The sequence below is a fragment of the Bacillus sp. MC1252 genome (assembly GCF_056838025.1).
Window position 1 is genome coordinate 2891608 of the sequence record NZ_CM166369.1, and the last position, 26751, is coordinate 2918358.

The window sequence follows — 26751 nt, forward strand, 5'->3', positions numbered from 1 at the left end:
GGAAGGTATCTGATCCATACGGCAGTATAGAGGTCGAGATTGATATTACCATTGTGAAAAATGCCAATCAACCATTTTTTACACAAAATGTATAATGCAGTATTTCATTAACAACTTTTTAAAGGTTGAAAAGATCTAAATCTATTGTTTTCCTCTCCTCTAATTTTCACCTAGATAACATGTATACTATTTCTAGTTGGAATTTTTCTAAATAGATTTCATTCATTTAAAAAAGACTGTAGATCAACTACAATCTTCTTGGCATAACGTGAGTATGCTCTACTTTTTTCGCCCATATGATAGACGCTATGAAACTGGCGCAAAGCACAAGTGTCCCAAACATAAAAGGAAGCTCAATATTCACATCAAATAAAATTCCCGCAAGGCTTGGTCCGACGATGTTGGCAAGACTCATAAAGGATGTATTGAGACCGCCTGCTAACCCTTGCTGATTCCCGGCCATTTTGGACAACAATGTATTGAGGGCTGGACGAACAAAAGAGGTAGCCGACAAAAATAAAATCGAACCTGTAAAAATCCACCAAAAAGACGGCGCAAAACGGCAGGCGATCAGCATGACAGCTGCACCTAGCAGCGCATAACGCACGACACGCATCTCACCAAATCGTTTCACACAGGTATTCACTAACGCACCTTGGACAAGTACTCCGGCAAGTCCGGCCACCGTAATGACAAATGCAATATCCTTCGGTGTAAATCCGTGTTTTTGGTCTACATATAAACCGAAAATCGATTCAAAATGAATGATTCCAAAATTGAGGACAAAGGCCAATATAAACAAAAAGCCATAGGATGTCTTTAAAGCTTGAGTCATCTGCACAAAAGGATTGAAATGAATGTCTTTGTTCAACCGCGCTTCTTCCTGCTTTTCCTTTGTTAGTGTTTCAGGTAAAAACAGGATGGATAACAGGGTAGATAGTGCTGCAAAAGAACCTGCGATGAGAAAAGGAAAAGCGATCCCGAACTCAACCAAATATCCGCCTACGCCCGGTCCAATGACAAAACCTAGTGTCATCGCTGCACTAAATAGGCCCATCCCTTTCCCCCGGTCCTTTTCACTTGTAATATCAGCGATGTATGCAAACATGGCCGGCATCAGCAAAGCTCCTGCAGCCCCGCCTAAAAACCGAGACACAAACAGCATCCAAAGCTGATCGGCAAACGCAAAAATAAATTGGGCAATGGTAAAGCCAGCAATCCCGGCAATAATCAATTTTCTCCGTCCAAATCGATCAGTCAATACGCCGGCGATCGGTGATAACGCAAATTGTGTCAGACCCGTTGCAGCAACGAGAAAACCAAGTGTTTTTCCTGTTGCCCCAAAGGCTTCAATGTAACTCGGCATGACAGGAACAATGAGGCCAAAGCCAAGCATGGCAATAAATATATTGAGCATCAAAATATATAATCTGCCCATTTTCTTCATATCAAAAAACCTCTTTCTGCAAATAAATGAAAATGATGACAAAAATGATAAGAACTTCTCCAGTATAGCGATACCGCCGCCTATAAGTCTAGTTTTTCAAAAATTAGTGTTCTTTTCCAAATAAAAAATACCCGCAGATTGCGAGTATGAGAAATCACTTTATTCAGCTTGTTCATAGATAGAAAGAGCCGCCTGTAGTCCAGCTCCGCATGTAATGGCCGCGCCGTATTTGATCAACATCGCTTCAAGTCCTGCTAAAACAAACAGGACATTTTCCTTTCGGCAGCTATAGCCCATTGTGCCGATTCTCCATATACGCCCCGCAAGCGGTCCAAATGAACTCGCAATTTCAATCCCAAAATGATGGAGCAGATCGGCACGTACCGCTTCGCCATCAATACCATTTGGAATCAGAACACATGTCACAACCGGCATTTTACAACCCAGATCGCCAAATAATTCAAGCCCCATCGCTTCAAGACCTTTCATCAAGGCTTTCTCATGATATGCGTGACGCTGAAAACGTTCAGCCAGCCCTTCTTCCAGCACAAGGCGAACCCCTTCTCTGAGTGCATAAAGCATAGTTGTCGCTTCCGTATGATGATTTAATCGTCTTGGACTCCAATAATCCTGGAGCTGGCTCAGATCAAAATAATTGCTTTTGATTGGAGAAATATCTATCTGTTCTTGCAGTTCGTCCTGTGTCGCAATGCCTTTTTCTACTTTCTTTCTCGATTCAACGACAGCCGCCACCCGGTCATTATATGTGATAGGTGACATGCCTGATGGAACAGACAAGCATTTCTGTGTGCCGCCAATTGCCGCATCAATCTTCCATTCGTCCACTTTGACCTCGACACCGCCAATTGTTGCCACAGCGTCTACAATGAACAGAGCATCAAGTGCTCGGCACGCTTCACCAATTTGCTGCAATGGCTGCAATCTCCCTGTGGATGTTTCACCGTGGACCATCGCGACGATTTTAGGCTTGACCTGATTCATTTCAGCGATGATGTCGCCAGGATCAAAAACCTTTCCCCATTCACATTCCATTGTATGTACCTCAGCACCGTAGCGCTGTCCTATTTCAATGAGCAAATGACCGAAGCGGCCAAAGACAGGAACAAGCATAATGTCTCCAGGCTCGATCACACTAGCAAGCACAGCTTCAAGCCCTGAACGGGACGTACCATCAATTGGATAAGCCCATTCATTTTCTGTTTGAAAAAGAGACCGCAATAAGGTCATGGTTTCATTCATAATCTGTGTAAATGCAGGGTCAAATTGACCAAGAATCGGTGTACTCATCACGCGGAGCACTCTCGGGTCTACTTCAACAGGTCCTGGTGTCATAATGGTTCTCGAAGGTGTTTGCAGTTCTTTCACGTTATCCATCCTCTCCCTTGCTGTCCATCCTTATAAGCCCACTTATACAGTAATGCTTCTAAAATAGCAATCTCTTTTCCCACGAATTGATTACATAAAATTTACGATAAATCCATTTATTTCTTCATAACAATATGATAGAAATAAAGAGAATACATTCTCTATCAAGGAGGAAATAGAATGAAAAAAACATTATTTGGAACCGTGGCCGCCGGGATCATGATTTTCGGCACACTAGCCACTCCGCTGCCTCCAGCTGCGAATGCTCAAGGCTTCTCTCTAAATGAACCGAGCCAAACGATCACCTTTTCCCCGTTACAGCTTCAAAACGAAACATCTACACAACAAGCGCAAACAAACGCCACAAGCCAAATCAATTCCTATTATCAATCTGCTAATGGCAAATCAGGACCCGCTCTTAAGAAAGCTTTACACGATATTATCGATGATCATACGCAGCTATCCTACAGTGAGGTATGGAATGCATTAAAGAAAACGGATGAAGATCCAAATCAGCCAAACAATGTTCTTTTGCTTTATAGCGGAGTCTCCCGTTCAAAGCAAGCGAGTGGTGGAAATGTCGGCCAGTGGAATCGAGAGCATGTGTGGGCAAAGTCTCATGGCAATTTTGGGACAAGCCAAGGACCTGGGACAGATCTCCATCACCTTCGTGCAACAGATGTGCAAACGAATAGCACACGCGGAAATTTAGATTTCGACATGGGCGGAAATGAATACAAAGGCGCGCCTGGCAACTTCTACGATAGCGACTCTTTCGAACCTCACAGCCGGGTCAAAGGGGATGTGGCGAGAATGCTCTTTTATATGGCGGTTCGATACGAAGGCGATGACCGCTTTCCAGATTTAGAATTGAACAACAAAGTGAATAATAGAAGCGCCCCTCTTCACGGCAAAATGTCCGTGCTTCTGAAATGGCACAAGCAAGATCCAGTCGATCAAATCGAACGGAATCGCAACGAGACCATTTATCAAATATATCAGCACAACCGCAACCCTTTCATCGATCACCCTGAATGGGCAAGCGCGATTTGGGAATAAAACGAAAAGGCACTGCTACGAGCAAGCAGTGCCTTTCTTTTTTTCAAGCGGACAGACGAGACAATAATCGAGACTCTCCGATTTTTTCTCAAGCTGATAATACATACAGCAAGTCTTCCGGTTGGATGTTTCAAGTAAACTGTCATCTAAGTTTAAGCTGTGCTGAAATGGATTTTGCTGAGCTCCAAATACTTCCCCAGCCGCTTGCTTCAGAAAAAGATAATCCTCCTGAACGCGCTGTTTCACCGCAGTCTCTTCTACTTCCCGCATCATGCTGCGGTAAAGAGAGTTGATACGAACCGCTACATTCTCCCACAAAATAGTATATGGAAGTCTTGATGTGCGGTTCAGCACGTCTAAAAGAGGTGTGACACACTGCGTAAACAGCGTGCGTACAACCTGCTCTCTCCACTCATGACGATCTCCATCCAGCTGAACAAATGAACATAGCGTTTCATCAAGCGCGATTTTCCGATCCTCTCTAAATGCACAGGCCGATGGTGGAAATTGATAGATGCCATCATACAACGTCATCAAGTACAAAGAGGAACTGACAGCTAAGTATGCATAGCGCTTTGAAAACATAGAGGCTGCCACCGCTAGATTTGGTGCGTGCATGGCTGTCTTTTCAGCTTCCAATAAACGCATGACGGATTCTTCTGAAAAAAGTGCACCAAGTGTGCGATCAGACGTGATTGGTCCATTTGTGATGTGTACCCCGAAATCAAGTAATTCTCTCTCAACCCACTCTGGCCTCATATCAAAACCCCCTCTTTCGTTTATCGATTTCGCTGTTGATATAACAAATAGATAAAGAACGGTGCACCTATTGCCGCCGTGAATACACCTGCTGGTACATCTAACGGTAGAAAAGCAGTTCTTGCAACAAGATCTGCCAGCATCACGAGAATACTTCCAACAAGCGCAGAGGCTGGGACAAGCGCAATGAAGGAACGGCCGATGATCATCCTTGCGACATGCGGCGCCATGAGTCCGACAAATTCAATGCCGCCTGCAAATGCCACCGCAATACCAGCTAATGTCACACTCATCAGCAAGAAGAATAACCGCTTGGCCTGTACCTTTACCCCAAGACCTGTTGCAAGATCATCCCCAAGCTCCTTCACATTCATCGTTCTTGCTAACACCATGACGATCGGTAAAATGATCATCACCCAAGGAAGCATCGCGGTGACGTCCTTCATCGTAGAACCATATAAACTGCCCGTCAGCCATATGTATGACTTTGTCGTTGTCATCGTATCGCTGAGAACAAGCGTAAACGTCACACACGCCTTCATAATGGCGGAAATACCGATTCCCATCAGGACAAGCGTGATGGGTTTGACCCCTTTTTTCCATGAAAGCAAATAGATCAAACACGATACCGCAAAAGCACCTGCAATGGCCCATAATGACTGATAAGCAATTGGCACGGTGCCCATCCAAAAGACGATGAACATAATCGCACCAAACGAAGCACCACTCGTAATTCCAATGATGTCAGGTGATGCAAGCGGATTACGAATTAACCCTTGTAAAATGAGCCCCGATACCGCTAGTGCCGCCCCCACTAAGACAGCAAGCAGCGTTCTTGGGATTCTCAGCGTATTTAATACAAAGGTATTTCCCTCTCCCTGCCCGATTAAATGAAGCAGCACATCCATCGGCTGAATGAATCGGCTGCCCATACAGAGACTAAGTATAAATAAGCCAAAGGCAATAGCCGTCAATAAAAGTAAAATGAGAAAAGTCCGCTTTGAAAATTGAAATGAAATACGTCCACCCTTTGAACGCACAGTATATGTTTTAGCCACCTGTCTTCAACCCCTTGCGCACGAGATAAACAAATAGAGGCGCTCCTGCTACCGCCGTCATGACACCAATCGGCACTTCCTGCGGCATGATCAGAAAACGAGCCGCAAGATCTGCGACAAGTAAAAGCGACGCCCCCACGACGGCACAATACGGCAGTACCCAGCGGTGGTCAGGTCCGACAAGCTTTTTCACAATATGCGGCACAAGAAAACCAACAAAACCAATCGAGCCTGCAACAGCAACGGAACCTCCTGCTAAAAACACGACCAGCACCCCCATCGTGATTTTCAGCAGCAGCGTACGCTGACCGAGCCCTTTGGCAATATCATCTCCCGACAAAAGAACATTGATCGAGCGACCAAGAAGCAGTGCCACAACAGTAGCACCTACAATATAGGGCAAAACAGGAAGCAGCATATCAATACTTCTTCCTGACACCGAACCAGCCATCCAAAACAGGATACTTTGAATCGACTGTTCATTCACGATTAAAAGACCTTGAGTAAAGGATGCAAACAATGCGGATATGGCAGCACCTGCGAGCACAATTTTAACCGGCGTCAGTCCATCTCTCCCAATGGAGCCCAATAGAAAAACGAGCATCCCTGCAATCGCAGCGCCTAAAAAGGCTGTCCACATATAGCCTGTTAACGACTCTGTTGAAAAGAAAACAATCGAAATCACGATAAAAAATAGTCCACCCGCATTAATTCCTAATAAATCAGGCGCAGCAAGCGGATTTCTCGTCAATGCCTGCATCAGTGCACCTGAAATGGCTAGACTTGATCCAACGACTGCTGCAATTAAAGCTCTTGATAATCTGGATGTCATGACAATCACACTGTTTGGATCCGATTCATCAAAATGAAGAAAAGCATGGATGGTGGCTTTGAAGGAAATCGAGGTTTGCCCAAGGGAAATACTGAGCATAAAAAAGACCAACATCAATACGATGAATCCAGCAAATAGCAGTGCCTTACTCGAATCCTTTTTTAATAAACTTCTCATCTGATTCCCGCTTTCAATCTGTTATGGAAAAAAGGAGAAAATGGTGTTTTCACATTTTCTCCTCTGGTATGTCTTATTTATCAATTCCTAGACGATCGTAAATATCATCAAGCATCATATTTGCAGCAATGATACCGCCAGCCATGTTCCAAGTGATTTCATCGACTTTATGCACTTGTTTCGCTTTCACTGCGTCAAGCTGCTTCCATAAAGGATGACTTGTCCACTCTTTATATGCTTTTTCAACCGCTTTATCCTGATCATCCATGAAGTAATAGATCACATCTGCATCCATTTGCGGAATGCTCTCTTTGTCTGTAAGTGTAATGATGTCTTGCTTTTTATCTTTGACATTCTTAGGTCCCTCAAAGCCTAGCTCTGTTAAAATCGACCCTGCGAATCCAGTTTGATAGATTCTAGCATGATCTGCACGGAAGTTCACTACAGATACACTCATTGGCCAGTTTTTGATGTCTTTTTTCGCTTTTTCTTTGAAGTCAGCGACACGGTCATCCCACTTCGTTAACAATTCTTTTGATTTGTCTTGCTGATTTAACGCTTCGCCCATCAATTTCACTGTATCTTTAAATGTGAACACTGTTTCTGTTGCAACAGTTGGAGCGATTTCTTTCAACTGATCAAAAATTTGCTCGTGGCGAACTTTTGATGCAATGATCAAATCTGGTTTTAGCTTTTCAATTTCCTCTAAGTTTGGCTGTGTTTCCTGCCCAACAATTTTAACATCCTTTAAATCATCTCTTAAATATTTATAAGTAGGTGTTTCAAGCCATGATTCTACAACACCAACTGGTTTAATGCCCATAGCGACTGCTGCATCAGTTGCTCCTTGGTACAGCGTCACCACACGTTTAGGCGACCCTTTTATTTCAGTTGAACCGATAGCGCTTTCAACGGTTCTCGTTTTCTCTTTACTATCTGACTTGCCTTCACCGCTATTATTCCCGCAAGCCGCAAGCAAAACGATGGAGAGCACAACTAACAACGACCAAAAAGATTTTCTGAACATGTACCTCACCTATCCATTCTATATGTAGTCATATCGTTTGATAACGATTCTCATTATCACAATTTGATTTTATCATAGAAAAAGATGGTGTCAATGTCAAATATGAAAATAACAGATGATGATCTCCTAAAAACATCATTACAAATTATGGGAAAATACAATACTTTTGTCTCTTTTTTATCGCATCCTATTTTCCTATAATGAAGTTGCAAGAAAATACAGATTTTGGAAAGGGAATGATCGTAATGAAATGGAAAAAAACAATGACTGGTGTCGCTCTTTCTTTTGGGTTACTTCTTTCTTCGTATGTTCCAACAGCTAGCGCTACTTCAACAACAGACAGTACAACAGATGGCGTTGCACGTACAAGTGCTTACGTCACATCCTGCCCTGATGAAATTTTAAGGAAATTCCGAAAATCAAACAAGCCTTACTTATGTATGTACTCCGACACAGCTATTTTTGCAAACTCTTTCACAGATGCAAGCGGAGTGAAATGGTATTTTAAAGGCAGCTCTGGACTCTATGCTTATTACGAGGGCTAAAGTATCATCCATAAAGTAAAAACACTGATAAGGGAATGTTGTGATCTTTAGCAACGTTTCTTATATCGGTGTTTCTTTTAGGTAAGAATTAGATAGGTCAATCACAATGAATTAAGTAATATCGCAAAGGAAAGGTCTTGCTTTGAATAATAGCGACAATTTGTTTTAACGCTTTTTTTGCTTCGGGAAAACGGGAAAACGTGATTCATCTTCGGATATTCATAATAATGATGCTCACGAATTCTTTCTCCCAGATGCTCGTAAATTCAACAGCACGTAAATATCCTTGCACAGGGAACCAGTGTGAACGAGAAGAGGCATTGTTCGGTAGGATGAATTTCTGTTTTACATATGAATTGAGAACCAGCAAAAAAGACGAACGGTAACCATTCGTCTTCTTTCCTCACTTCACTTCCTCATGGTCTTGAGCAGAATGTCTTTTATTGGCGATAAAGAGTGCACACGTCATGGCTAGAATGGTCAGCGCCCACCAGAACGTCGATACAGCCTCTTCATGATCGATGATGATCAAACGGATGACGGCTGTGATTCCAATATAAATAAAATAGCGAAGCGGAAAATGAAAGTTTGATTTAAAGTACTTAATAATTAAGGCAATAAACTCAAAGTACATAAAGAAGATCAGCAGCTCACCAAGCATTTCATAATAGCTTTCTCCTTTGTTGGCCACATTCTTGTAGACGAATTGGACAATATACCAAGTTTCACTAATTAAGAGGACGCTTAATGCAATGGCCAGAAAGAATAGACAGATATTCAGAAGACCTTGCAAGAGATCGGGTACCTTTTGGAAGTTGTTGAATCGTTTCATTAGATTGTCTCTCCATTCCATGTTATTCATTTGTCGTCTATATTTTGATGTGCCAAAATCGCAGCACGATATAGTAAACAGCGTTCTTTTCTATCCGTTCAAACTGCCCGTGCATGCGGGACATCATTCGTTTCATGCTTCGTTCACCAAGTCCAGTGCTTTCCTGTGTGCCATTTGTCTCTTTTATCGCATTGCTCACATGAATCTCAAAGACTTCTTGATCGGATAAAAACGTGAGATTGATGTCTTTTTTCGGATCGGCGTATTTCAGTATGTTGGACATCAGATTATCAAACACTCGGCCAAGTTCCTCGACATTCACGTTAATATAGCTGTCAGGCAGCTCTCCTAAAAGATGAACCTTGAATGTCTCTTGCTGCAAGATCGCCACCTGATCTGATAAGAGATCATAAATCACCTCTTTGACTGCAACGGTCTCAAGCTCAGGTTCATGTTCTTTATCAAGCAGAAAATAGGCAAACAGATTGTCAGACAGATTTTTCAATTGCAGTGCTTTTCCATAGGCATTGGCTATATAGTCATCTTTGCGGGTGTCCTGTCCATCCTCCTCTTTTTTCGCAAACTCCAGATTCATCATCAGCGACGTCAGCGGTGTCCGCATGTCATGCGACATTTCGGTGACCAAACTGCGGCTCTCTTCCTGCAGCTCGTCGATGGCTTGAAGCTTGTCTAGAAAAGCTTTTCGCAGATCCTCAATGCTCTTTGCAATCATGGCTAATTCATCATGACCCTTTACAGTTATCTCGTAGTCCAACTCGCCGCCTTCAAGAATATGAATTTCTTGATGGATCGTTTGCAGGTAGCGTAGACTTTTGCGAATGCCAAGTAGAACAATGATGAGAAAAATGAGCGTCGCACCGAGCAGCTCTAGTGTAAAGGCAAGATCGTGATATCGAGATGAGTAGAAGCCGTCCACCATGACACGGCCTTCACCGTCGCTGAACTGAACCGGATACGAATGCTGCTGAGCGTACTGCGTCACTTTTTCTTTTCCATATGCCGATTCATCGGCAGCGGAGTAAATGGAATCATATTGCAGCACTTGATCCTTGAAGATGGTGAGATTAATGTAATTTTCTTTTTTCACCCACTCACCAAACGCTTTTCGGTCTGTTGAAGACAGATCATGCTCTGACACGTAGCCGCTGAATTTTTGAATGTACCTGGCTGACTCCTCCTCGTAATACTCATCCGAACTCAAATATCCATCGATCAGATCATTGGTGATTTTTTGCAGTGTCAAAAAGACAATCCCACTCACGACCGCAGCTGTCAAAATCAGCAGTGCCAGCTTTTTGGCTAGCGTATATTTACGATGTGCCAAACCGATATCCTCTCCCCCATTCCGTTTTGATATACACGGGACGAGCCGGGTCGTCTTCAATTTTGGCACGCAGCTTTCGAATATGCACCATTACCGTATTGTTGGAACAATAAAAATAAGGCTGTCCCCACACACTCTCATAAATATTTTGGGCTGAAAATATTTTGTTTCGCCTGCTCATGAGCAGCTTCAAAATACGATATTCTAGATCAGACAACTTAATCTGCTGACTTTCTTTCCATACTTCGTTAAATTCTTCGCTCACCCTCAGCTTGCCCCCAACGAGAAAGGTCTCTTCCTGTTCCTTCTTTTCCTGGTAGATTGTATATCTGCGTAATTGAGCAATCACTCTAGCGTGAAGCTCCTCTTCTGAGAAGGGCTTTGTCATATAATCATCCCCGCCAGCAAGTAATCCTTCGGTTTTATCGAATGTACTTGATTTGGCTGTCAGAAATAGAATGGGGACGTTAGAGGAGGCTCTCATCTGCTGGCACGTTTCGATGCCTGAGATGCCTGGCATCATCACATCCAACATCACCAAATCGAGCGAATCGTTCACAAGCTTTAATGCTTGCTCGCCATTCATCGCTCTTAGCACCTCATATCCTGCACGTGTAAGGGATTCCTGCAAAAGGTCTCCAATATCCTGATCATCCTCTACGACTAATATTCGATGGGTCATGTCTCGTTCACCTCTAGCTTCATGATGTTCATTCTCCTATGCCTTTACTATATATCATCTAGCTACGTGAAAAGATACCGTATAAATCTTAACAGTTTATGAAAATGTGGTTTTGCCATCAATTCGTCACATTTCTTTTCAAAAAATTGGATCTTCATAAATGGTTAAGAATTGGTCTGTATATTGATTCATTGTAAGGATCAATCATTAGATCCAAATCTCATCTATCATAACAGGAAAAGGAGCATTGATATGAATGCAAACAAAGTAGAACATGGACAACCGATGAGTCTGCGGGAACGGGTTCATTTCTTGGACATCGTACGTGGATTCGCCTTAATGGGGATTATTTTGGTCAATTACTTTTTGATCGTGGATTCTGCGAAGGGATTCGACATGGAGTCAAATGATGTCTTTCACAATGTGGTGAATTGGTTTGCCTCAGGGAAATTCATTACGTTGTTTTCCTTCCTATTCGGGGTTGGTTTTATGATTTTTATGGATCGAGCTGCTCAGAAGGTGGACAGTCCGAACAAGCTGTTTGCCCGCAGGTTAACCATTCTCTTAGGGTTTGGCCTTCTGCATTTAACTTTTGTTTGGATTGGTGATATTTTGGCCTATTATGCAGTCACTGGCTTTTTATTGCTTTTCTTTTACAAACGCACAGCCAAAACCATCCGAAACTGGCTGATCACACTCTTTGTGATTCAATTGCTCACACCCTTTTTCACGATGCTGCTCAATACCATCAGTACAGGATCATCAGGCAAGCCCGATTTTGCTGATTTCGAGCTGAACAGCCACAACAGTCTGAATTATTTAGCATCCATCGGAGACAGGTGGGCTGATATGGTGACGATGGCTTCCAGTTCATTTTTCACTGTCTATTCTATGTTCTTCATGTTTTTACTTGGTGTGTATTTTGTGAAAATGGAGTTTTTCAAAAACATGGAGGCGAAAAAAGCAATTTGGAATCGCATTTGGATCATTTGTACAATCGCTTTTCTCATTACACAAGGCAGTACGATCATGACGGCGGTCAATCCTTTTGAAAATGCACTCTGGATGAACACGATTTCTGCCCTTGAACAAAACGGGGGATTAACTGGTAGTATGTTTTATATGAGTACACTCGCGATGCTATTTCTACACGTTCCTCAGCTGCGAGGTGCTTTGATGGTATTTACCAAAGTCGGGCGGATGTCACTAACCTGCTACTTGCTTCACTCGATCATTGGAACCTTGCTATTTCTAAAATATGGAGCGGGGCTTGTCGATCATCTTCAGCCGGCTGGTACGTTTTTCATTAGCATTGGCGTGTATGTCTTCCTTGTGCTTTTCAGTACGTTTTGGTTAAAGCGGTTTAAGTATGGACCGATGGAATTTATTTGGCGTCAGCTGACGTATGGGAAGGTCAATGACAAATCGAAGACAAATACATTTCAGGCGGCGAAATAATAGAAAAAAGGGCGAATTCCTGCAGTTCGCCTTTTTAATATTATGTTAAGTTTTAGTCATTCAGATACTATCAGTTCAACACTTCAATACTGATCAATCATTTCTTGCAATTGATTCAAATAACTTTCTTTTAATTCATCTGGGTATTCAATTTTCACATGTTTCCCAAATGAGATTAAATAGTGCGTCATATACGATAATTCTTCTTGGTTGTATCCACCCACAATATAAGGAGTATCATCAATGATCTCTAATCTCATATTTGGGTAATGATTCTTCAAAAACTTTTCTTTTCCTTGTTCCGTTAATCGACATTTAAATGAGATATCATGATAAGTTTTTTCGTACTCGAGCTGCAGTTCTTTTAATTCTTCCTTCGTAAAGGTGTCTCTGACTTCTTCTTCAATCATCATGTCCTTCATAAAGTCACATCTATAGATGCCCCACTTTTTATTTTGAACATCATATGCTTGAGTGAACCAAATCCCATTTCGATAAAACAACTCCAGAAATTGCAGCCTGATCCTTTTATTTTCATTTTGAGTGTAAGTCATCTTCACGATTTGATCTTTCATCATCGCCTGTAAAATCAATTCCAAATGATTTTGTTCACTAACTGGTGCGACATTATAATAGTGAATAAAATCCAAAGTCTCCGTGATCCTTTGTTTTCTTTCAACAGACATTGTGGCAAACAGTTTTTGACGAATTTGTGAGTATGATTTTTTAAATGGTGTTGCTGACACTAGGTCTAGCGCTTTAAGCGCGAAAAAAATAGATTGAACTTCATCGATATTGAAATAAATAGGAACCAATGGAGATTGTTTCACAAGTCGATATCCCCCATGTCTTCCATTTTCAACATAAAAAGCTAAACCCATGGACTCTAGCTCTTCCATATCTCTCAAAGCCGTACGTTTAGATATGCCAAATTCGGTTTCTAAATCCTTTAACTGAAATGAGTATTTATCACTTAAAAAAATAAGCTCTTGGTTTAATCGTTCTGATTTTTTCATTTGAATTTCCTTTTAAAAAAGGTGACATGTTTTGTCACCTTTATATTTTATACTCAGTTTATCAAAAGAAAAGGAGCATGTATATGCAAACATTAATCATTAATGCGCACCCTGATTTCACTCATCGAGAAAGTTATTCAAACAAACTGCAAACACTATTTTTAGAACAGTTTAAAGAAAGATTCCCTCATGAAGAACCAACAATTTTACCTTTACATGAAACAGAAATTCCTCGTATCGAAAAAGACCAACTGCTACGTATTTGGGATAAACAAGCATCTGAACAAACATTAACAGCTACCGAAGAAAACATCGCTGCTGCTTCCTCTGCTTTATTGTCTCAATTCAAAGCACATCATCGAATCGTGATTGTGTCACCTGTTCATAATTTCAATGTGACTTCACGAATGAAAGATTATATAGATAATATCTTTATTGCTAGAGAAACGTTCAAATATACAGAAGACGGTTCAGTTGGGCTGATGACTGACGATTATCGTGTACTTTTGCTTCAAGCAAGCGGCTCAATTTTCACAAATAACGATCGATACACACCTCTGGAATTTTCACATCATTATTTAAAAGAAATGTTCCAAGAAATCATGGGCTTCAATCAGTTCCATATTGTTCGGGCACAAGGGACAGCCATTTTAGATCAAGATGCTATCTTACAATCTGCATATGACGATATGTCTAAAGCCTTTAATGAGTTTTACTCACCAAGTGGGATTTAACCTCCGTTCTTTTCAAAAAAAGACCAAAAACTTTGGTCTTACCCCTGTCAAGTAGACAAATATAAAAAGCCTAAGCTGCCAGTGTGTGACGGTATTCTACCGGAGCACACTGGTTTAATTTTTTCTGGAATCGATCGTGATTATAGAATTGAATGTATTTTTCTATGCTTTTATGAAGCTCTACTTCCGTTTGACACGAAGAAAAGTAAGCGTTCTCTGTTTTGAGATGAGAGAAAAATGATTCGATACAGGTATTATCCAGGCAGTTTCCCCTTCGTGAATGACTGCCCTTTAAACCAACGTTTTCTAGTCGCTTTTGATATGCTTTTGTTGTGTATTGGAATCCTTGATCTGAATGAAGTACAGCTCCTTTGACATCCCGTTCGGATGTCAAACTCTCCAAGGTCTTCATGACCAGTTCAAGATCATTTCGTTTTGACAGCTTCCATGCGACGATTTCATTGTTATACAGATCTTGTATAGCTGAAAGATAATAGAAGCGATGCTGGCAAGCAATATAGGTAATATCAGTGACATATAACTGATTGTATTGATTCGTTTTAAATTCTCGGTTTAGTCTGTTTGGTTGAACAACTGAAGCCTTTCTTCCAAAATACCGCCGTTTTTTTCGAATGATTGATTGGATGTTCATTTCTTTCATCAGCCTGTAGACACGCTTATGATTGATGTGAAATCCTTCTTTCTTTAAAGCGATTGTCACCCGAGGATAGCCATAGAAGGGACGTGAATGATGAATGGCCATGAGGTGTTCTTTTAAGAGTTGTTCTTTCTGTTGCCGTTCCATTCGCATTCTTTGATTCTTATGCCATTTATAGTACCCAGATCGTGATACTTTGGCGATACAGACGAGCCATGTTAACGGATAAAGGCCCTTTAATTCATGAACAGCTTCAAACCGTGCAGTCTTCAGAATCCGTCCTCCCCGTGAAGATTTGGATAACGCTTTTTTAAGTATTCTACCTGTGCCTTTAAATAATCTCTTTCTTCTTCCACACTTTTAAACGTTAATTTAGGACGTCCACTAAAAGGATTTTCTGACTTTGTATGTTTTTCCTCTTTGGTCTTCAAAAGATTGTCCTTCACGATATTTTCTGACCCAACTTTTTAGCTGAGTGGAACTTCGGAGACCTAATTCTTCAGATAATGAGCGATAGTTTCTATTTCCTTCTTCGTACATTTTGACAGCTTTCATCTTAAATTCTTTCGTATAGTGTTGAAAGTGTTGTCCTTTTCTCGCCATAAAAAATCCCCTCCAAGTATAGTGTAACAGCCAAGATATGTTCTTGGGCTTTTTACACTGTCTACTTAGAGGGGATAATATCAGTTTTCACTTTCATGAGCGCCTGGTTATTTATTTTGATGACTAATCAACAATACCTCTACCTGTGTCTTAAGGGTTTCATTGGCATATATACCCATTAAATAAAACTAATAATTGGTTTGATAACTAAAAATATCTATGTTATCATAATATTTCAATATATTTCTAACTATAGGAGGTTTTTGTTTATGAAAAAATTATTACTCGTTCCCATTATGTCCCTAGGATTATTTAGTGGAATAACTGATGATGTATCTGCTGCTGAAACAAAAAACCACAATCAAAATCAAACTCTTTCTACTATCATGAATACATCTAGCAGTATTCATGATCAAGCTATTGAACTACAAAATAGAAGTAACGTTAGGTACTCTACCTACAGATCTAACCCTATTAAATATTTTAAATTTTATTTTGATGGTTATTCAGATCTCGGTGTAATACTTAAAAGTGAGCATTCACATAAAATGAGCATATTAAACGGGAAATTTATCCAAGTTGGTTCAGACTTTCACAATTTTGTACTTGCTGAGAATCTAACTTATGGTTGGAATTATATTGAAGTAGTAGATACAAAACCTCGTATTGGCGCATCATACTTTACTTTAGAAATAGATTGGATTTAATTTGTTAGTACATATTTAGAAAAAATACTTTTAAATATATATTTAAATTTGTGCATATAAGACCAAGATGGCAATTAAGCTATCTTGGTCTTACTTTATTTATTACGTCTTTGTTGAATGGTAATATACAACCCTACTAAACGGTCATTTGACATTATTCAAATTGTATATACTTTAAGTTTCAATTAGATATTATAGTCTTTTTAATATCCATTGTAATTAAACCTTCACGTATTTACTTCGTTGTAAAATGATAATTTTAAATCCCTCAAAATCACCACTTGTCATAGTGTTATTATCGAATTTTCTCCAACCAAGATTTATCAATCACCTTTTTATCGACTACTTGTTGAAAATAATCACGTACTGTCCATCTGATAGATTAAAGGTTTTAGTGAAAGATAATGTTGTGCTAAATAAAGATGAAGTAAAAAATTTTAGTTTGGATGAATTAAAACAAATACTCGATTACATAAAAACCTATAAATACCAACGATGCATAGATTATCAATTGTATTATATGCTTATGTACTTTTTGAGCGAAACAGGCTTGCGTATAAGCGAGGCGTTAGCTTTGAAGTGGTGGGATATTGAAGATAATAAAGTGAATGTTGAAAGACAGGTTAGGCCGGATAACAGCAATAAAGTGACTTTAACAACCAAAAAAAGCACATCATCTTATCGCACTATAGGAATAATTGATGCAGTATTAAAAGAACTTAAAAAATTCAAGTTGAAACAGAACGAAATGATATTAAGTAATAAATCATTTAATAAAAATAGTGATAATATCATCTTTCAAAATTATCTTGGCATTTATTTAACGCCTTCTACAGTACGTGAAAGTATTGTAAAAAAGCTGGGGTAGATTATAAAGGAAAGCATTGTTTCAGGACATACTCATGCAGTTTTACCTTTGGAATCAGGAGCCAGTTTAAAATTGTTTCCAACAGATTAGGGCATAAAACAATTAAAACAACTTCTGATACTTACTTAGATATTTCTGAGAAAATAGAAGAAGACGAACTATAAAAGTTCGCCTCCTCTACAAAAGATAAAATATAAATCGGCACGTTTTCGGCTCGACCGATTTTCATTATTCTTTCAAAACCTCTAAAACCCCTATATATCAGGCGTTTCAGGTGTATTACCCGATACTACCTTCCATCTCAAACTTAATCAGACGGTTCATTTCAACGGCGTATTCCATTGGCAGTTCTTTTGTGAATGGCTCGATGAAGCCCATGACGATCATTTCTGTTGCTTCTTCTTCAGAAATTCCGCGGCTCATCAAGTAGAATAGTTGCTCTTCTGATACTTTTGATACCTTCGCTTCGTGCTCTAATGAAATGTTGTCGTTTAAGATTTCATTGTAAGGGATCGTATCAGATGTTGATTTGTTATCCATGATGAGTGTGTCACACTCGATGTTTGAGCGTGCGCCCTCTGCTTTGCGTCCGAAGTGAACGATTCCGCGGTATGTGACTTTACCGCCTTGTTTCGAAATCGATTTCGATACGATCGTTGAAGATGTGTTTGGTGCAAGGTGAATCATTTTCGCACCTGCATCTTGGTGCTGACCTTTACCTGCTAGGGCAATACTTAATGTCATACCACGAGCGCCTTCACCTTTTAGGATGACTGCTGGATATTTCATTGTCAGCTTAGAACCGATGTTTCCATCAATCCATTCCATTGTCGCATTTTCTTCACATACTGTACGTTTCGTCACAAGGTTGAAGACGTTGTTTGCCCAGTTTTGAATCGTTGTATAACGGCAGTAGCCGCCTTTTTTCACGATGATTTCAACAACCGCACTATGAAGTGAATTTGTTGTGTAAACTGGTGCTGTACAGCCTTCTACGTAATGCACATGCGCGCCTTCGTCCACGATGATGAGTGTACGCTCGAACTGACCCATGTTTTCAGAGTTGATACGGAAGTATGCTTGAAGTGGTGTATCTACTTTTACGCCCTTTGGTACGTAGATAAATGAACCACCAGACCATACAGCCGAGTTGAGCGCAGCAAATTTATTGTCCGTCGGCGGAATGACTTTTGCCCAGTGCTCACGGAAGATGTCTTCGTTCTCTTTTAATGCGCTGTCTGTATCTTTAAACACAATCCCTAGGTCTTCAAGGTCTTGCTTCATATTGTGGTACACAACTTCAGATTCATACTGAGCAGATACACCTGCTAAGTACTTTTGCTCTGCTTCTGGGATACCAAGCTTATCAAAGGTTTGTTTGATTTCTTCTGGTACTTCATCCCAAGAACGCTCAGAGCGCTCTGATGGCTTTACGTAGTACGTAATTTCATCAAAGTTTAATGCATTTAAATCTCCGCCCCATTGTGGCATCGGCATGTTGTAAAAGTGCTCAAGAGATTTCAAACGGAAGTCGAGCATCCACTGAGGCTCTTCTTTCATACGAGAAATTTCTTCAACGATTTCTTTTGTCAGTCCGCGCTCTGAACGGAAAATGGAAACGTCTTTATCAGAAAAGCCGTATTTATATTCACCAACATCTGGCATTTTTTTAGCCATCCATTTTCACTCCAATCTTATGATTTGCCGTTATCTTCGGCAGATGCGCCTTTTTCAAGCGCCTTCCAGGATAGTGTTGCACATTTGATGCGCGCTGGGAATTTTGCCACTCCCTGCAGCGCCTCAATGTCACCAAGATCAATGGAATCGTCGTATTCTTTTCCTTGCATCATATCGGAGAAAATCTGAGACATTTTCAAAGCTGTTTCAATATCTTTCCCTTTAATCGCCTGCGTCATCATAGAGGCAGATGCCATAGAAATAGAGCATCCTTCTCCTTCAAATTTCGCATCAGTGACTTTTTGGTCTTCGATTTTCATCGTTAGACGAATGCGGTCACCACACGTTGGGTTGTTCATATCGACGACAATGCTGTCGTTTAACACACCTTTGTTTCTCGGATTTTTATAATGATCCATAATCACTTGTCTGTACAGTGTGTCTAAGTTTACATTAAAAGACATTCGTAAAATACTCCTTTGTCTTACGGAGCGCTGCGATGAGCTCGTCAATCTCTTCTTCTGTATTGTACAGATAGAAGCTTGCTCTTGCAGTCGCTGATACACCAAGCCATTTCATAAGCGGCTGTGCACAGTGATGTCCAGCACGAATGGCGACACCTTCCGTATCCAGAACAGTTGACGCATCATGCGGATGGACGTCGTCTAAGTTAAACGTCACAAGTCCAGCCCGGTGCTGCGGTCCATAAACAGTCGCACCTTCAAGCTCCTTAAAGCGCTCAAGCGCATAAGTGGCAAGCTGATGCTCATAGCGGCTGACTTCCTCCATCCCGATGTCATTTAAGAAATCAATCGCTTTTCCTAGTCCAACTGCTCCTGCAATAATCGGTGTTCCCGCTTCAAATTTCCACGGCAGCTCTTTCCAAGTGGAATCATACAGATCCACAAAGTCGATCATTTCACCGCCAAACTCAGCAGGCTCCATATTATTCAAAAGGTCCTTCTTCCCGTAAAGCACACCGATACCAGTCGGTCCACACATTTTATGCCCAGAGAATGCGAAAAAGTCACAATCTAGATCCTGAACATCAATTTGCATGTGCGGGGTGCTTTGCGCACCATCGACGACAATGATTGCACCATGATCGTGCGCAATTTTGGCGATTTCTTTAATCGGGTTGATGGTTCCTAATACGTTTGAGACGTGTGTGACAGCGACGATTTTCGTTTGATGTGTGATCGTTTGCTTCACATCTTCAAGCGATAGCGTGCCGTCTTCCTGTAACGGAATATATTTCAATGTGGCGCCAGTTGCTTTTGCTGCTTGCTGCCAAGGGATGATATTCGCATGGTGCTCCATGTGCGTAATGACAATCTCATCGCCTTCTTTGAGGTTTGCTCTAGCATAGCTGATCGCCACTGTGTTTAACGCCGTTGTTGTACCTCTAGTAAAAATAATTTCTTGGACAGATGAAGCACGGATGAATGCACGAACTTTCTCTCTCGCACCCTCGTATGCGTCCGTTGCTTTTGTGCCAAGGGTATGAACACCCCGGTGGACGTTCGAGTTGTAAGACCGGTAATACTCATTCATTGCATCAATGACCACTCTTGGTTTTTGAGAAGTTGCTGCACTGTCCAAATACACCAAATCATGTCCGTTCACTTGCTGATGAAGGATTGGAAATTGCTCACGAACGTCTTTGATATTCATTATTTTACTTTCCTTTCAATCACAGAAACGAGCTGCTTTTTAACTCCTTCAATCGGCAGTTCTTTGACAACTGGATTTAAGAAGCCATAAATGACAAGTCTTTCTGCATCTTCTTTGGAAATCCCGCGGCTCATGAGGTAATACAATTGAATTGGATCTACACGCCCAACAGAAGCAGCGTGCCCTGCTGTTACATCATCTTCATCAATTAATAGAATTGGGTTTGCGTCACCGCGTGCTTTCTCACTCAGCATGAGGACACGTGATTCCTGCTCTGCATTTGCCTTCGTTGCGCCATGCTCAATTTTACCGATTCCGTTAAAGATAGAGGATGCTTGATCCTTCATGACACCATGCTTCAAGATATACCCTTCAGAGTTTTTACCGAAGTGGATGATGCTTGTTGTAAAGTTTTCCGTTTGATTGCCCCTGCCGACAACAACTGATTTCGTATCACCGAATGTACCGTCGCCCATGAGCTTTGTGATGTTTTCAGACACTACGTCTCCATCATTCATCAGGCCAAGCGCCCATTCGATTTTACTGTCACGGCCATTTGCCATACCGCGTCTGTTCACATACACTGTGACACCTTCTGCAAGGTTATCTACTGCTCCGTATGTGACGCGAGCGTTTGCTCCTGTGAATACTTCAGAAACGATGTTGAAGATCGCTTCTTCCGGCTTTGCAATACTAATGTAGTTTTCTACATATGTGACAGCACTATGATCGTCCGCTACGACGATGACATGATTGAACAAAGTCGTTTCGTCATTTTCATGAAGGTAGACTGCTTGAATTGGTGCTTCAAGCTCCACATTTTTCGGTACATAGAGGAAAGCTCCGCCATTGACTAAAGCAGCATGTAAAGCTGTTAGTTTATGCTCATCTACTTTCACTGCATCAGTCATGAAGTATTTCTGCACTAGATCTCCATGTTCGCGGATCGCTGTATGAATATCAGTGAAGATCACACCTTTGTCTTTTGCTTCAGCTGAAAGAGACAAGTATGCTGGCGTTTGATCACGCTGAATGTAGACCGTCTTGTCTGTGTCATCTAGATCAATCAGCGATTTCACTTCTTCTGGAAGCTCTTCTAGTGATCCAAATGGCGCACTTTCGACTGTATGCTGTTTGAAATTGGTTAAATTCCATTTTGAAATGTTCGTTTTGTCAGGCTTTGGCATTGGGAGATCTTCTGCTTTTTCAAGAGCCTGTAAGCGAAGGGAACTCATCCATGCCGGTTCCTGATGCTTCTCGGAGAAGCTTTTGACATAATCTTGATCTACTGATAATTTCGTTTCTAATGTCATCAATAATCCTCCTAACGCTTACGCTTCTTGACCAACAGTTTCGTCTTCAATTCCTAACTCTTTTTTAATCCAGTCATAGCCTTCTGCTTCTAAACGCTGCGCTAGCTCTGGTCCGCCAGATTTCACGATACGTCCTTGCATCATCACATGGACATGATCTGGTGTGATGTAGTTCAGCAGACGCTGATAGTGAGTAATCATTAAGCAGCCGAAACTTTCGCCGCGCATTTTATTAATTCCTTTAGAAACCACTTTCAGGGCATCGATATCAAGTCCAGAATCGATTTCGTCAAGGATGGCGATCTTTGGTTCAATCATCATCAATTGAAGAATTTCGTTACGTTTTTTCTCCCCGCCTGAGAAACCTTCGTTAAGGTAGCGCTGCGCCATGTCTGGGTCCATTTCAAGGAACTCCATGTTTTCGTCCATTTTGCGGATGAATTTCATAAGTGAGATTTCTTCGCCTTCTTCTCTGCGTGCGTTAATGGCAGAACGAAGGAAGTCCGCATTTGTGACACCACTGATTTCAGATGGGTATTGCATGGCAAGGAAAAGACCCGCTTGTGCGCGCTCATCTACTTCCATTTCAAGTACATCTTCGCCATCAAACAAAATGCTGCCTTTTGTTACTTCATATTTCGGGTGACCCATAATTGCAGCAGATAACGTAGATTTACCTGTACCGTTTGGTCCCATTACTGCGTGGAATTCTCCACCTTTTATCTCGAGGTTTACACCCTTTAAGATTTCTTTCCCTTCAATCTCAACGTGCAAGTCCTTAATTGTTAATGTCGAAGCAGTCATATATCGATACCTCCAAAATAATCATTATTCTCAATTTATTCTCATTCTAATTTTATAACAAATTAAAACTGAATACAACACATTCACGATATGCGTGAGAGGATGCTCTCAAAATTCTAACAAAAAATGCAGGTGGATAAAAGGATTTATGTCAAAAAGACTGTTTCCATAAAGAAAGGACGGGAAACTGTTCTCCCCGCCCCTTAGCTATCAATAGCCTCGTATATTCATTTTTGCAAGCTGCCTTTTCTCATCTCGATAGGACTGCTCTCGTTTATATTCCACTTTCATCCGTAAGTCATGGTCTCTTTCATACTCTGCATAGCTCATGCCATGAGATTTATGCATGGCCTTTTCCATCTCGGCGGTATAATCCAATCCCAGTGTACTCTGGTCCGAACAAATAATAAACCATTCCCTTCTTTTAGTGTAGCTTTATTATATCAAAGGCATGCTGCTTCACTCAAAAGGGGTATAACGCGTTATGCTGGCATATTTTCTCACACACTCGGATGAGAAGCACTCAACTCTCCGAGATGGAAAGATACCATGTTTTTCTTCTATTAATGAGTATGTCCTCCAAATTCATCAATACATTGCTGTACGACAGTGATTCCTTGGCTAAGGGCTGCCCCGCCTCCGAACGCTGCCGCCACACTGACGACCTCTAGCAAATTCTCTTCTGTCGCCCCTTGATCGAGCGCTCCCTTTGTATGATAAATCATGCAGTATTCATCCTGTGCATGAATACTGATGCCAAGGGCAATCATTTGTTTTTCTTTTTGCGTTAATGAATCGCTCTGGAAGCACTGCTCTGTAAATTCATTGAATTTCTTCCCAAACACCGGCATTTTCTTCTGAAATTCACCCATTGCGGTTTTATAATCAGTTAGTGATTGCTGCATGGATCCGCTCATATGCTGTTCGTTCATCTTGTTTCCATCCCTTCAGGTCATTTGTACGTTTTTATTATGAGCGAGATTTGAAAAAATACACAAAAAACCTCGCTTTGATGTAAGCGAGGTTTCAGATTGTTGACAAAGGGCTAAAATGATCTTTATTTTAGCCCTTTGTCTTCTTTTCAGCGCGATAGAAAACCTTTGAAGTCTAGGAAGCACGAGTACTGGAGCGGAGCGAATTTGACATTCGTGAGCACCGGCACGCAGGACTGACACCGAATGCGAGGGTTTGTCTACATGCTGAAAACCTCGCTTTGATGAAAGCGAGGTTTTGTAGCGTATTATTCAGATACAGGCAGAACTGCACCGTCATATTTTTTGTCGATAAATTCTTTGATTTTATCAGAGTGAAGAACTTCCATTAACGTCTTGATCTTATCTGATTTTTCTTCACCTTTGCGAACAGCCACGATGTTTGCATATGGGTTGTTCTTCGTTTGCTCAAGTTCGATTGAATCATTTTTCGGATTCAATTTATTTTGAATCGCATAGTTGACGTTAATAAACACGGCATCGCCTTCACTGTTTTCATAAGCTTTCGCTGTTAGTTCAGGAGCGATTTTTTTGAACTTTAGGTTCTTCGGGTTTTCTTTAATGTTCTTCACTGTTGCGTTGATTGTATCTACTTTTGGATCAAGCTTGATGACACCAGCATTTTGCAGAAGTGCAAGCATACGGCCTTGTTCAGCTACGTTGTTTGTCATGATGATCGTTCCGCCGTTTGGAATATCTTTCACTGATTTGTATTTCTTAGAGTAGATACCGAAAGGCTCTAGGTGAACCGCACCAGCACTTACCAGGTTATAATCTTTGTTAGATTTATTTTCTTCGTTCAAGTAAGGAATATGTTGGAAAAAGTTCGCATCCACTTCTTTTTCAGCTAACGCTTTGTTGTACATTTTATAATCGCTAAGCACTTTCACTTTTAAATCGTAGCCTTTTTCTTTTAGAAGTGGTTTTGCTTCTTCAAGAATCTCGGCATGTGGTGTTTTTGAAGCCGCAACCGTGATGGTTTTGCTTTCGCTTGCGTTATTAGATGAACCGCATGCAGCTAAAATGCCTGCAAATGCTAGAAATAGTGCACTTAAAATCAATTTCTTCATGAATAAATCCTCCCTTAACGTTTATCAATTTTATTTGTAATCAAATCACCGATTATTTGAATAATAAAGACGATGATGAGAATAAACACAGTGGCTACTAGTGTGACATCTGTATTACCAGATTGGTATCCTTCCACATAGGCAAGGTCACCAAGTCCACCTGCTCCAATTGCACCTGCGATCGCAGTAGAGCCAATTAGAGCAATCGCTGTTACGGTAATGCCTGAAATAAGGGCTGGCAGTGATTCTGGCAGCAATACTTTAAAAATAATCGTAGACGTTTTAGCTCCCATAGATCGTGCTGCTTCAATGACTCCTTTGTCTACTTCTCGCAGTGCAATTTCGACAAGACGTGCATAGAAAGGAGCTGACCCAATGACAAGCGCAGGCAGCGCTGCATTTGGACCTAAAATAGTGCCCATTATTAGTTTTGTAAACCCTAATAAAAGAATGATTAAAATGATAAAAGGAATCGATCTGAAAATGTTGACGACTGCCCCAATAACGGTGTTAATCGGTTTATTTTCCCAAAGACCGCCTTTACTAGTCAGAAAGAGCAATAGTCCAAGGATGATACCAATAATAAAAGCAAATGCTAGTGAAATGAGTGTCATGTACACCGTTTCACCCGTTGCATTCCAAATGACATCTAGATCAACGTTCGGAAACCATTTCTCAAACATGTGTCATCACCTCAATTTCAACCTGTTTGCTTTGGATATAGGCGATGGCTTTTTCAACCTCGGTCTCTTCTCCATTAATATGGATAAAGAGTGTTCCAAACGCGCCTTCCTGCGTTTGAGAAATCTTTCCTTGAAGGATGTTCACATCGACCTCAAAAGATCGAACGATTTCAGTGATCAGCGGCTGCTCGGCAGAATCGCCGATAAAGGACAACCGTACCACCTGACCCTCTTTTACTCGCTCTAAGACGTGTTCGATTGTTTCTTTCGCTTCCTCTGGTTCAGCAAGCTGTTTCACAAATCGCTTCGTCATTTCTTCCTTCGGTTGTCTGAAGACACGTAATACTTCGCCTTCTTCGACAATGCGTCCATTCTCCATCACTGCCACACGATGACAGATTTTGCGAATGACGTGCATTTCGTGTGTGATGAGCACAATTGTCAGCCCTAATCGTTTATTGATATCGGCCAAAAGATCAAGGATGGAATCTGTTGTTTGCGGATCAAGTGCAGATGTAGCTTCGTCACATAGAAGAACCTTTGGATCATTGGCTAATGCTCTCGCAATTCCCACACGCTGCTTTTGTCCACCGCTTAGCTGAGAAGGATAAGCATTTTCTTTCCCTTCTAAACCGACCAATTTAATTAGTTCATTTGCACGGGCTCTCCGTTTTGACGTCGGAACACCTGCAATTTCGAGCGGGAACATAATATTTTGTCTTACTGTTCTTGACCAAAGTAGGTTAAAGTGCTGAAAGATCATGCTGATTTCCTGTCTTGCTTTACGAAGTTTCGCATTCGATACTTCATTGATCCGATTGCCTGCCACTTCAACAATTCCTTCTGTTGGCAGCTCCAGACCGTTTAATAGGCGAATAAGAGAGCTTTTGCCCGCGCCGCTATACCCGATAATTCCGAATATTTCACCTTTATCAATATCCAAGTTGACGTCTTTCACTGCGTCAACATTTCCGCTTTTTGAGTAGTACGTTTTTGATACATTCTGTAAATGGATCACAGTCTGCTCACCTGCTTTCTTGCTGAATCTATAGATTGCCATCACATACGTTCATTTATTCTTCGTGCTGTCATGACTCTAGCCTGCTGCCAAGTCAGTAAAAAAGACCTAACTGCAACGCAAGCAGAAAGGCCTTTTATTTCAAATACGCCTTTCTCTCATCTTTCAAAGCGTTGCGGCTTTGAGTGAATTGGCACCAATTTCAGCTATGCTGACGGTTGCCGGGTTTCATAGGGCACGTCCCTCCACCTCTCTTAATAAGAGAAAATATGTTGTTTTATGTGATGTTCATGTTTTTACTAACGTAGAATATCATGCTACCCGAGA

26 protein-coding genes, 1 pseudogene and 1 riboswitch are annotated in these 26751 nt (G+C 41.1%); of the genes and pseudogenes, 6 read left to right on the top strand and 21 right to left on the bottom strand.

Annotation, left to right across the window (positions count from 1 at the left end; genetic code table 11):
• Positions 1-247 precede the first annotated feature (247 nt).
• Positions 248-1447: an MFS transporter gene (locus ACYH0L_RS14980; RefSeq protein ID WP_482354138.1), complete on the bottom strand. Its 1200-nt coding sequence runs from the start codon at positions 1445-1447 to the stop codon at positions 248-250.
• Positions 1448-1606: 159 nt separating this feature from the next.
• Positions 1607-2842 carry a pyridoxal-phosphate-dependent aminotransferase family protein gene (locus tag ACYH0L_RS14985; protein WP_256498997.1) on the bottom strand — a complete coding sequence of 412 codons (1236 nt, stop codon included), beginning with the start codon at positions 2840-2842 and terminating at the stop codon, positions 1607-1609.
• 171 nt (positions 2843-3013) lie between these two features.
• Between ACYH0L_RS14985 and ACYH0L_RS14990 the strand changes: the two genes are divergently transcribed.
• Positions 3014-3892, top strand: coding sequence for an endonuclease I family protein (locus tag ACYH0L_RS14990; protein ID WP_099727032.1), 879 nt, complete (start codon positions 3014-3016; stop codon positions 3890-3892).
• Between the two features lie 15 nt (positions 3893-3907).
• On the opposite strand, the gene ACYH0L_RS14995 is transcribed toward ACYH0L_RS14990, so the two are convergent.
• From ACYH0L_RS14995 to ACYH0L_RS15010, 4 genes are all read right to left on the bottom strand, one after another.
• Entirely contained in the window at positions 3908-4651 is a 744-nt protein-coding gene (locus tag ACYH0L_RS14995) for an IucA/IucC family C-terminal-domain containing protein (protein ID WP_256498998.1), read from the bottom strand.
• 20 nt (positions 4652-4671) lie between these two features.
• The gene (locus ACYH0L_RS15000; RefSeq protein WP_099727030.1) at positions 4672-5709 is read right to left on the bottom strand and encodes a FecCD family ABC transporter permease; all 1038 of its coding nucleotides are present in this window, start codon (positions 5707-5709) and stop codon (positions 4672-4674) included.
• Positions 5702-6718, bottom strand: a complete 1017-nt coding sequence (locus ACYH0L_RS15005; protein WP_099727029.1) for a FecCD family ABC transporter permease — start codon at positions 6716-6718, stop codon at positions 5702-5704. Before ACYH0L_RS15005 ends, ACYH0L_RS15000 begins: the two co-directional genes overlap by 8 nt.
• Before the next feature lie 73 nt (positions 6719-6791).
• The gene (locus tag ACYH0L_RS15010; protein WP_230030778.1) at positions 6792-7745 is read right to left on the bottom strand and encodes an ABC transporter substrate-binding protein; all 954 of its coding nucleotides are present in this window, start codon (positions 7743-7745) and stop codon (positions 6792-6794) included.
• Positions 7746-7990: 245 nt separating this feature from the next.
• Between ACYH0L_RS15010 and ACYH0L_RS15015 the strand changes: the two genes are divergently transcribed.
• A complete protein-coding gene (locus ACYH0L_RS15015; RefSeq protein WP_099727027.1) occupies positions 7991-8290 on the top strand; it encodes an LCI fold-containing protein in 300 nt (99 codons plus the stop codon).
• 403 nt (positions 8291-8693) lie between these two features.
• On the opposite strand, the gene psiE is transcribed toward ACYH0L_RS15015, so the two are convergent.
• Genes psiE through ACYH0L_RS15030 form a run of 3 tightly spaced genes read right to left on the bottom strand, consistent with a single transcriptional unit; the run spans position 8694 to position 11149 of the window.
• Entirely contained in the window at positions 8694-9122 is a 429-nt protein-coding gene (psiE, locus tag ACYH0L_RS15020) for a phosphate-starvation-inducible protein PsiE (protein WP_099727026.1), read from the bottom strand.
• A 37-nt stretch (positions 9123-9159) separates the two neighbouring features.
• Positions 9160-10467: a HAMP domain-containing sensor histidine kinase gene (locus ACYH0L_RS15025; protein WP_099727025.1), complete on the bottom strand. Its 1308-nt coding sequence runs from the start codon at positions 10465-10467 to the stop codon at positions 9160-9162.
• Positions 10454-11149, bottom strand: a complete 696-nt coding sequence (locus ACYH0L_RS15030) for a response regulator transcription factor (protein WP_099727024.1) — start codon at positions 11147-11149, stop codon at positions 10454-10456. Before ACYH0L_RS15030 ends, ACYH0L_RS15025 begins: the two co-directional genes overlap by 14 nt.
• 252 nt (positions 11150-11401) lie before the next feature.
• Here ACYH0L_RS15030 and ACYH0L_RS15035 point away from each other — a divergent pair, with 252 nt between their 5' ends.
• Entirely contained in the window at positions 11402-12607 is a 1206-nt protein-coding gene (locus tag ACYH0L_RS15035; RefSeq protein WP_230030777.1) for a DUF418 domain-containing protein, read from the top strand.
• A gap of 83 nt (positions 12608-12690) precedes the next feature.
• Here ACYH0L_RS15035 and ACYH0L_RS15040 read toward each other — a convergent pair whose 3' ends face one another.
• Positions 12691-13623, bottom strand: coding sequence for a helix-turn-helix transcriptional regulator (locus ACYH0L_RS15040; protein ID WP_327925419.1), 933 nt, complete (start codon positions 13621-13623; stop codon positions 12691-12693).
• Positions 13624-13706: 83 nt separating this feature from the next.
• On the opposite strand from ACYH0L_RS15040, the gene ACYH0L_RS15045 reads away from it, so the two are divergent.
• The gene (locus ACYH0L_RS15045) at positions 13707-14357 is read left to right on the top strand and encodes an FMN-dependent NADH-azoreductase (protein WP_327925418.1); all 651 of its coding nucleotides are present in this window, start codon (positions 13707-13709) and stop codon (positions 14355-14357) included.
• 70 nt (positions 14358-14427) lie between these two features.
• On the opposite strand, the pseudogene ACYH0L_RS15050 reads toward ACYH0L_RS15045, so the two are convergent.
• A pseudogene (locus ACYH0L_RS15050) lies at positions 14428-15618 on the bottom strand (IS3 family transposase).
• Positions 15619-15887: 269 nt separating this feature from the next.
• Here ACYH0L_RS15050 and ACYH0L_RS15055 point away from each other — a divergent pair.
• Both ACYH0L_RS15055 and ACYH0L_RS15060 read left to right on the top strand, forming a co-directional pair.
• On the top strand, positions 15888-16325 hold the full coding sequence (locus ACYH0L_RS15055) for a hypothetical protein (protein ID WP_249704887.1): 438 nt from the start codon (positions 15888-15890) through the stop codon (positions 16323-16325).
• 394 nt (positions 16326-16719) lie between these two features.
• The gene (locus ACYH0L_RS15060; protein ID WP_249704888.1) at positions 16720-17193 is read left to right on the top strand and encodes a tyrosine-type recombinase/integrase; all 474 of its coding nucleotides are present in this window, start codon (positions 16720-16722) and stop codon (positions 17191-17193) included.
• A 279-nt stretch (positions 17194-17472) separates the two neighbouring features.
• Here ACYH0L_RS15060 and sufB read toward each other — a convergent pair whose 3' ends face one another.
• The 10 genes from sufB to ACYH0L_RS15110 all read right to left on the bottom strand — a co-directional run bounded on the left by sufB (position 17473) and on the right by ACYH0L_RS15110 (position 26424).
• Positions 17473-18870 (bottom strand): Fe-S cluster assembly protein SufB, encoded by a 1398-nt coding sequence (gene sufB, locus ACYH0L_RS15065; RefSeq protein WP_007500362.1) that lies wholly within the window; start codon positions 18868-18870, stop codon positions 17473-17475.
• Positions 18871-18887: 17 nt separating this feature from the next.
• The gene (sufU, locus tag ACYH0L_RS15070) at positions 18888-19334 is read right to left on the bottom strand and encodes a Fe-S cluster assembly sulfur transfer protein SufU (RefSeq protein WP_099727015.1); all 447 of its coding nucleotides are present in this window, start codon (positions 19332-19334) and stop codon (positions 18888-18890) included.
• Complete coding sequence (locus ACYH0L_RS15075; protein WP_003213010.1) at positions 19324-20544, bottom strand: cysteine desulfurase; 1221 nt, start codon at positions 20542-20544, stop codon at positions 19324-19326. Before ACYH0L_RS15075 ends, sufU begins: the two co-directional genes overlap by 11 nt.
• Positions 20544-21857, bottom strand: a complete 1314-nt coding sequence (gene sufD, locus ACYH0L_RS15080; protein WP_249704891.1) for a Fe-S cluster assembly protein SufD — start codon at positions 21855-21857, stop codon at positions 20544-20546. Before sufD ends, ACYH0L_RS15075 begins: the two co-directional genes overlap by 1 nt.
• 18 nt (positions 21858-21875) lie before the next feature.
• A complete protein-coding gene (gene sufC, locus ACYH0L_RS15085) occupies positions 21876-22661 on the bottom strand; it encodes a Fe-S cluster assembly ATPase SufC (RefSeq protein WP_099727012.1) in 786 nt (261 codons plus the stop codon).
• Positions 22662-22871: 210 nt separating this feature from the next.
• Positions 22872-23009, bottom strand: coding sequence for a YuzK family famiily protein (locus ACYH0L_RS15090; RefSeq protein ID WP_167331417.1), 138 nt, complete (start codon positions 23007-23009; stop codon positions 22872-22874).
• A gap of 215 nt (positions 23010-23224) precedes the next feature.
• Positions 23225-23593: a carboxymuconolactone decarboxylase family protein gene (locus ACYH0L_RS15095; protein ID WP_099727011.1), complete on the bottom strand. Its 369-nt coding sequence runs from the start codon at positions 23591-23593 to the stop codon at positions 23225-23227.
• A gap of 308 nt (positions 23594-23901) precedes the next feature.
• Positions 23902-24723 (bottom strand): methionine ABC transporter substrate-binding lipoprotein MetQ, encoded by an 822-nt coding sequence (metQ, locus tag ACYH0L_RS15100; protein ID WP_099727009.1) that lies wholly within the window; start codon positions 24721-24723, stop codon positions 23902-23904.
• Between the two features lie 14 nt (positions 24724-24737).
• Positions 24738-25406 carry a methionine ABC transporter permease gene (locus ACYH0L_RS15105; protein WP_099727008.1) on the bottom strand — a complete coding sequence of 223 codons (669 nt, stop codon included), beginning with the start codon at positions 25404-25406 and terminating at the stop codon, positions 24738-24740.
• Complete coding sequence (locus ACYH0L_RS15110; protein WP_099727007.1) at positions 25399-26424, bottom strand: methionine ABC transporter ATP-binding protein; 1026 nt, start codon at positions 26422-26424, stop codon at positions 25399-25401. Before ACYH0L_RS15110 ends, ACYH0L_RS15105 begins: the two co-directional genes overlap by 8 nt.
• 155 nt (positions 26425-26579) lie before the next feature.
• A riboswitch (SAM riboswitch) is annotated at positions 26580-26688 on the bottom strand.
• Between the last annotated feature and the right edge of the window lie 63 nt (positions 26689-26751).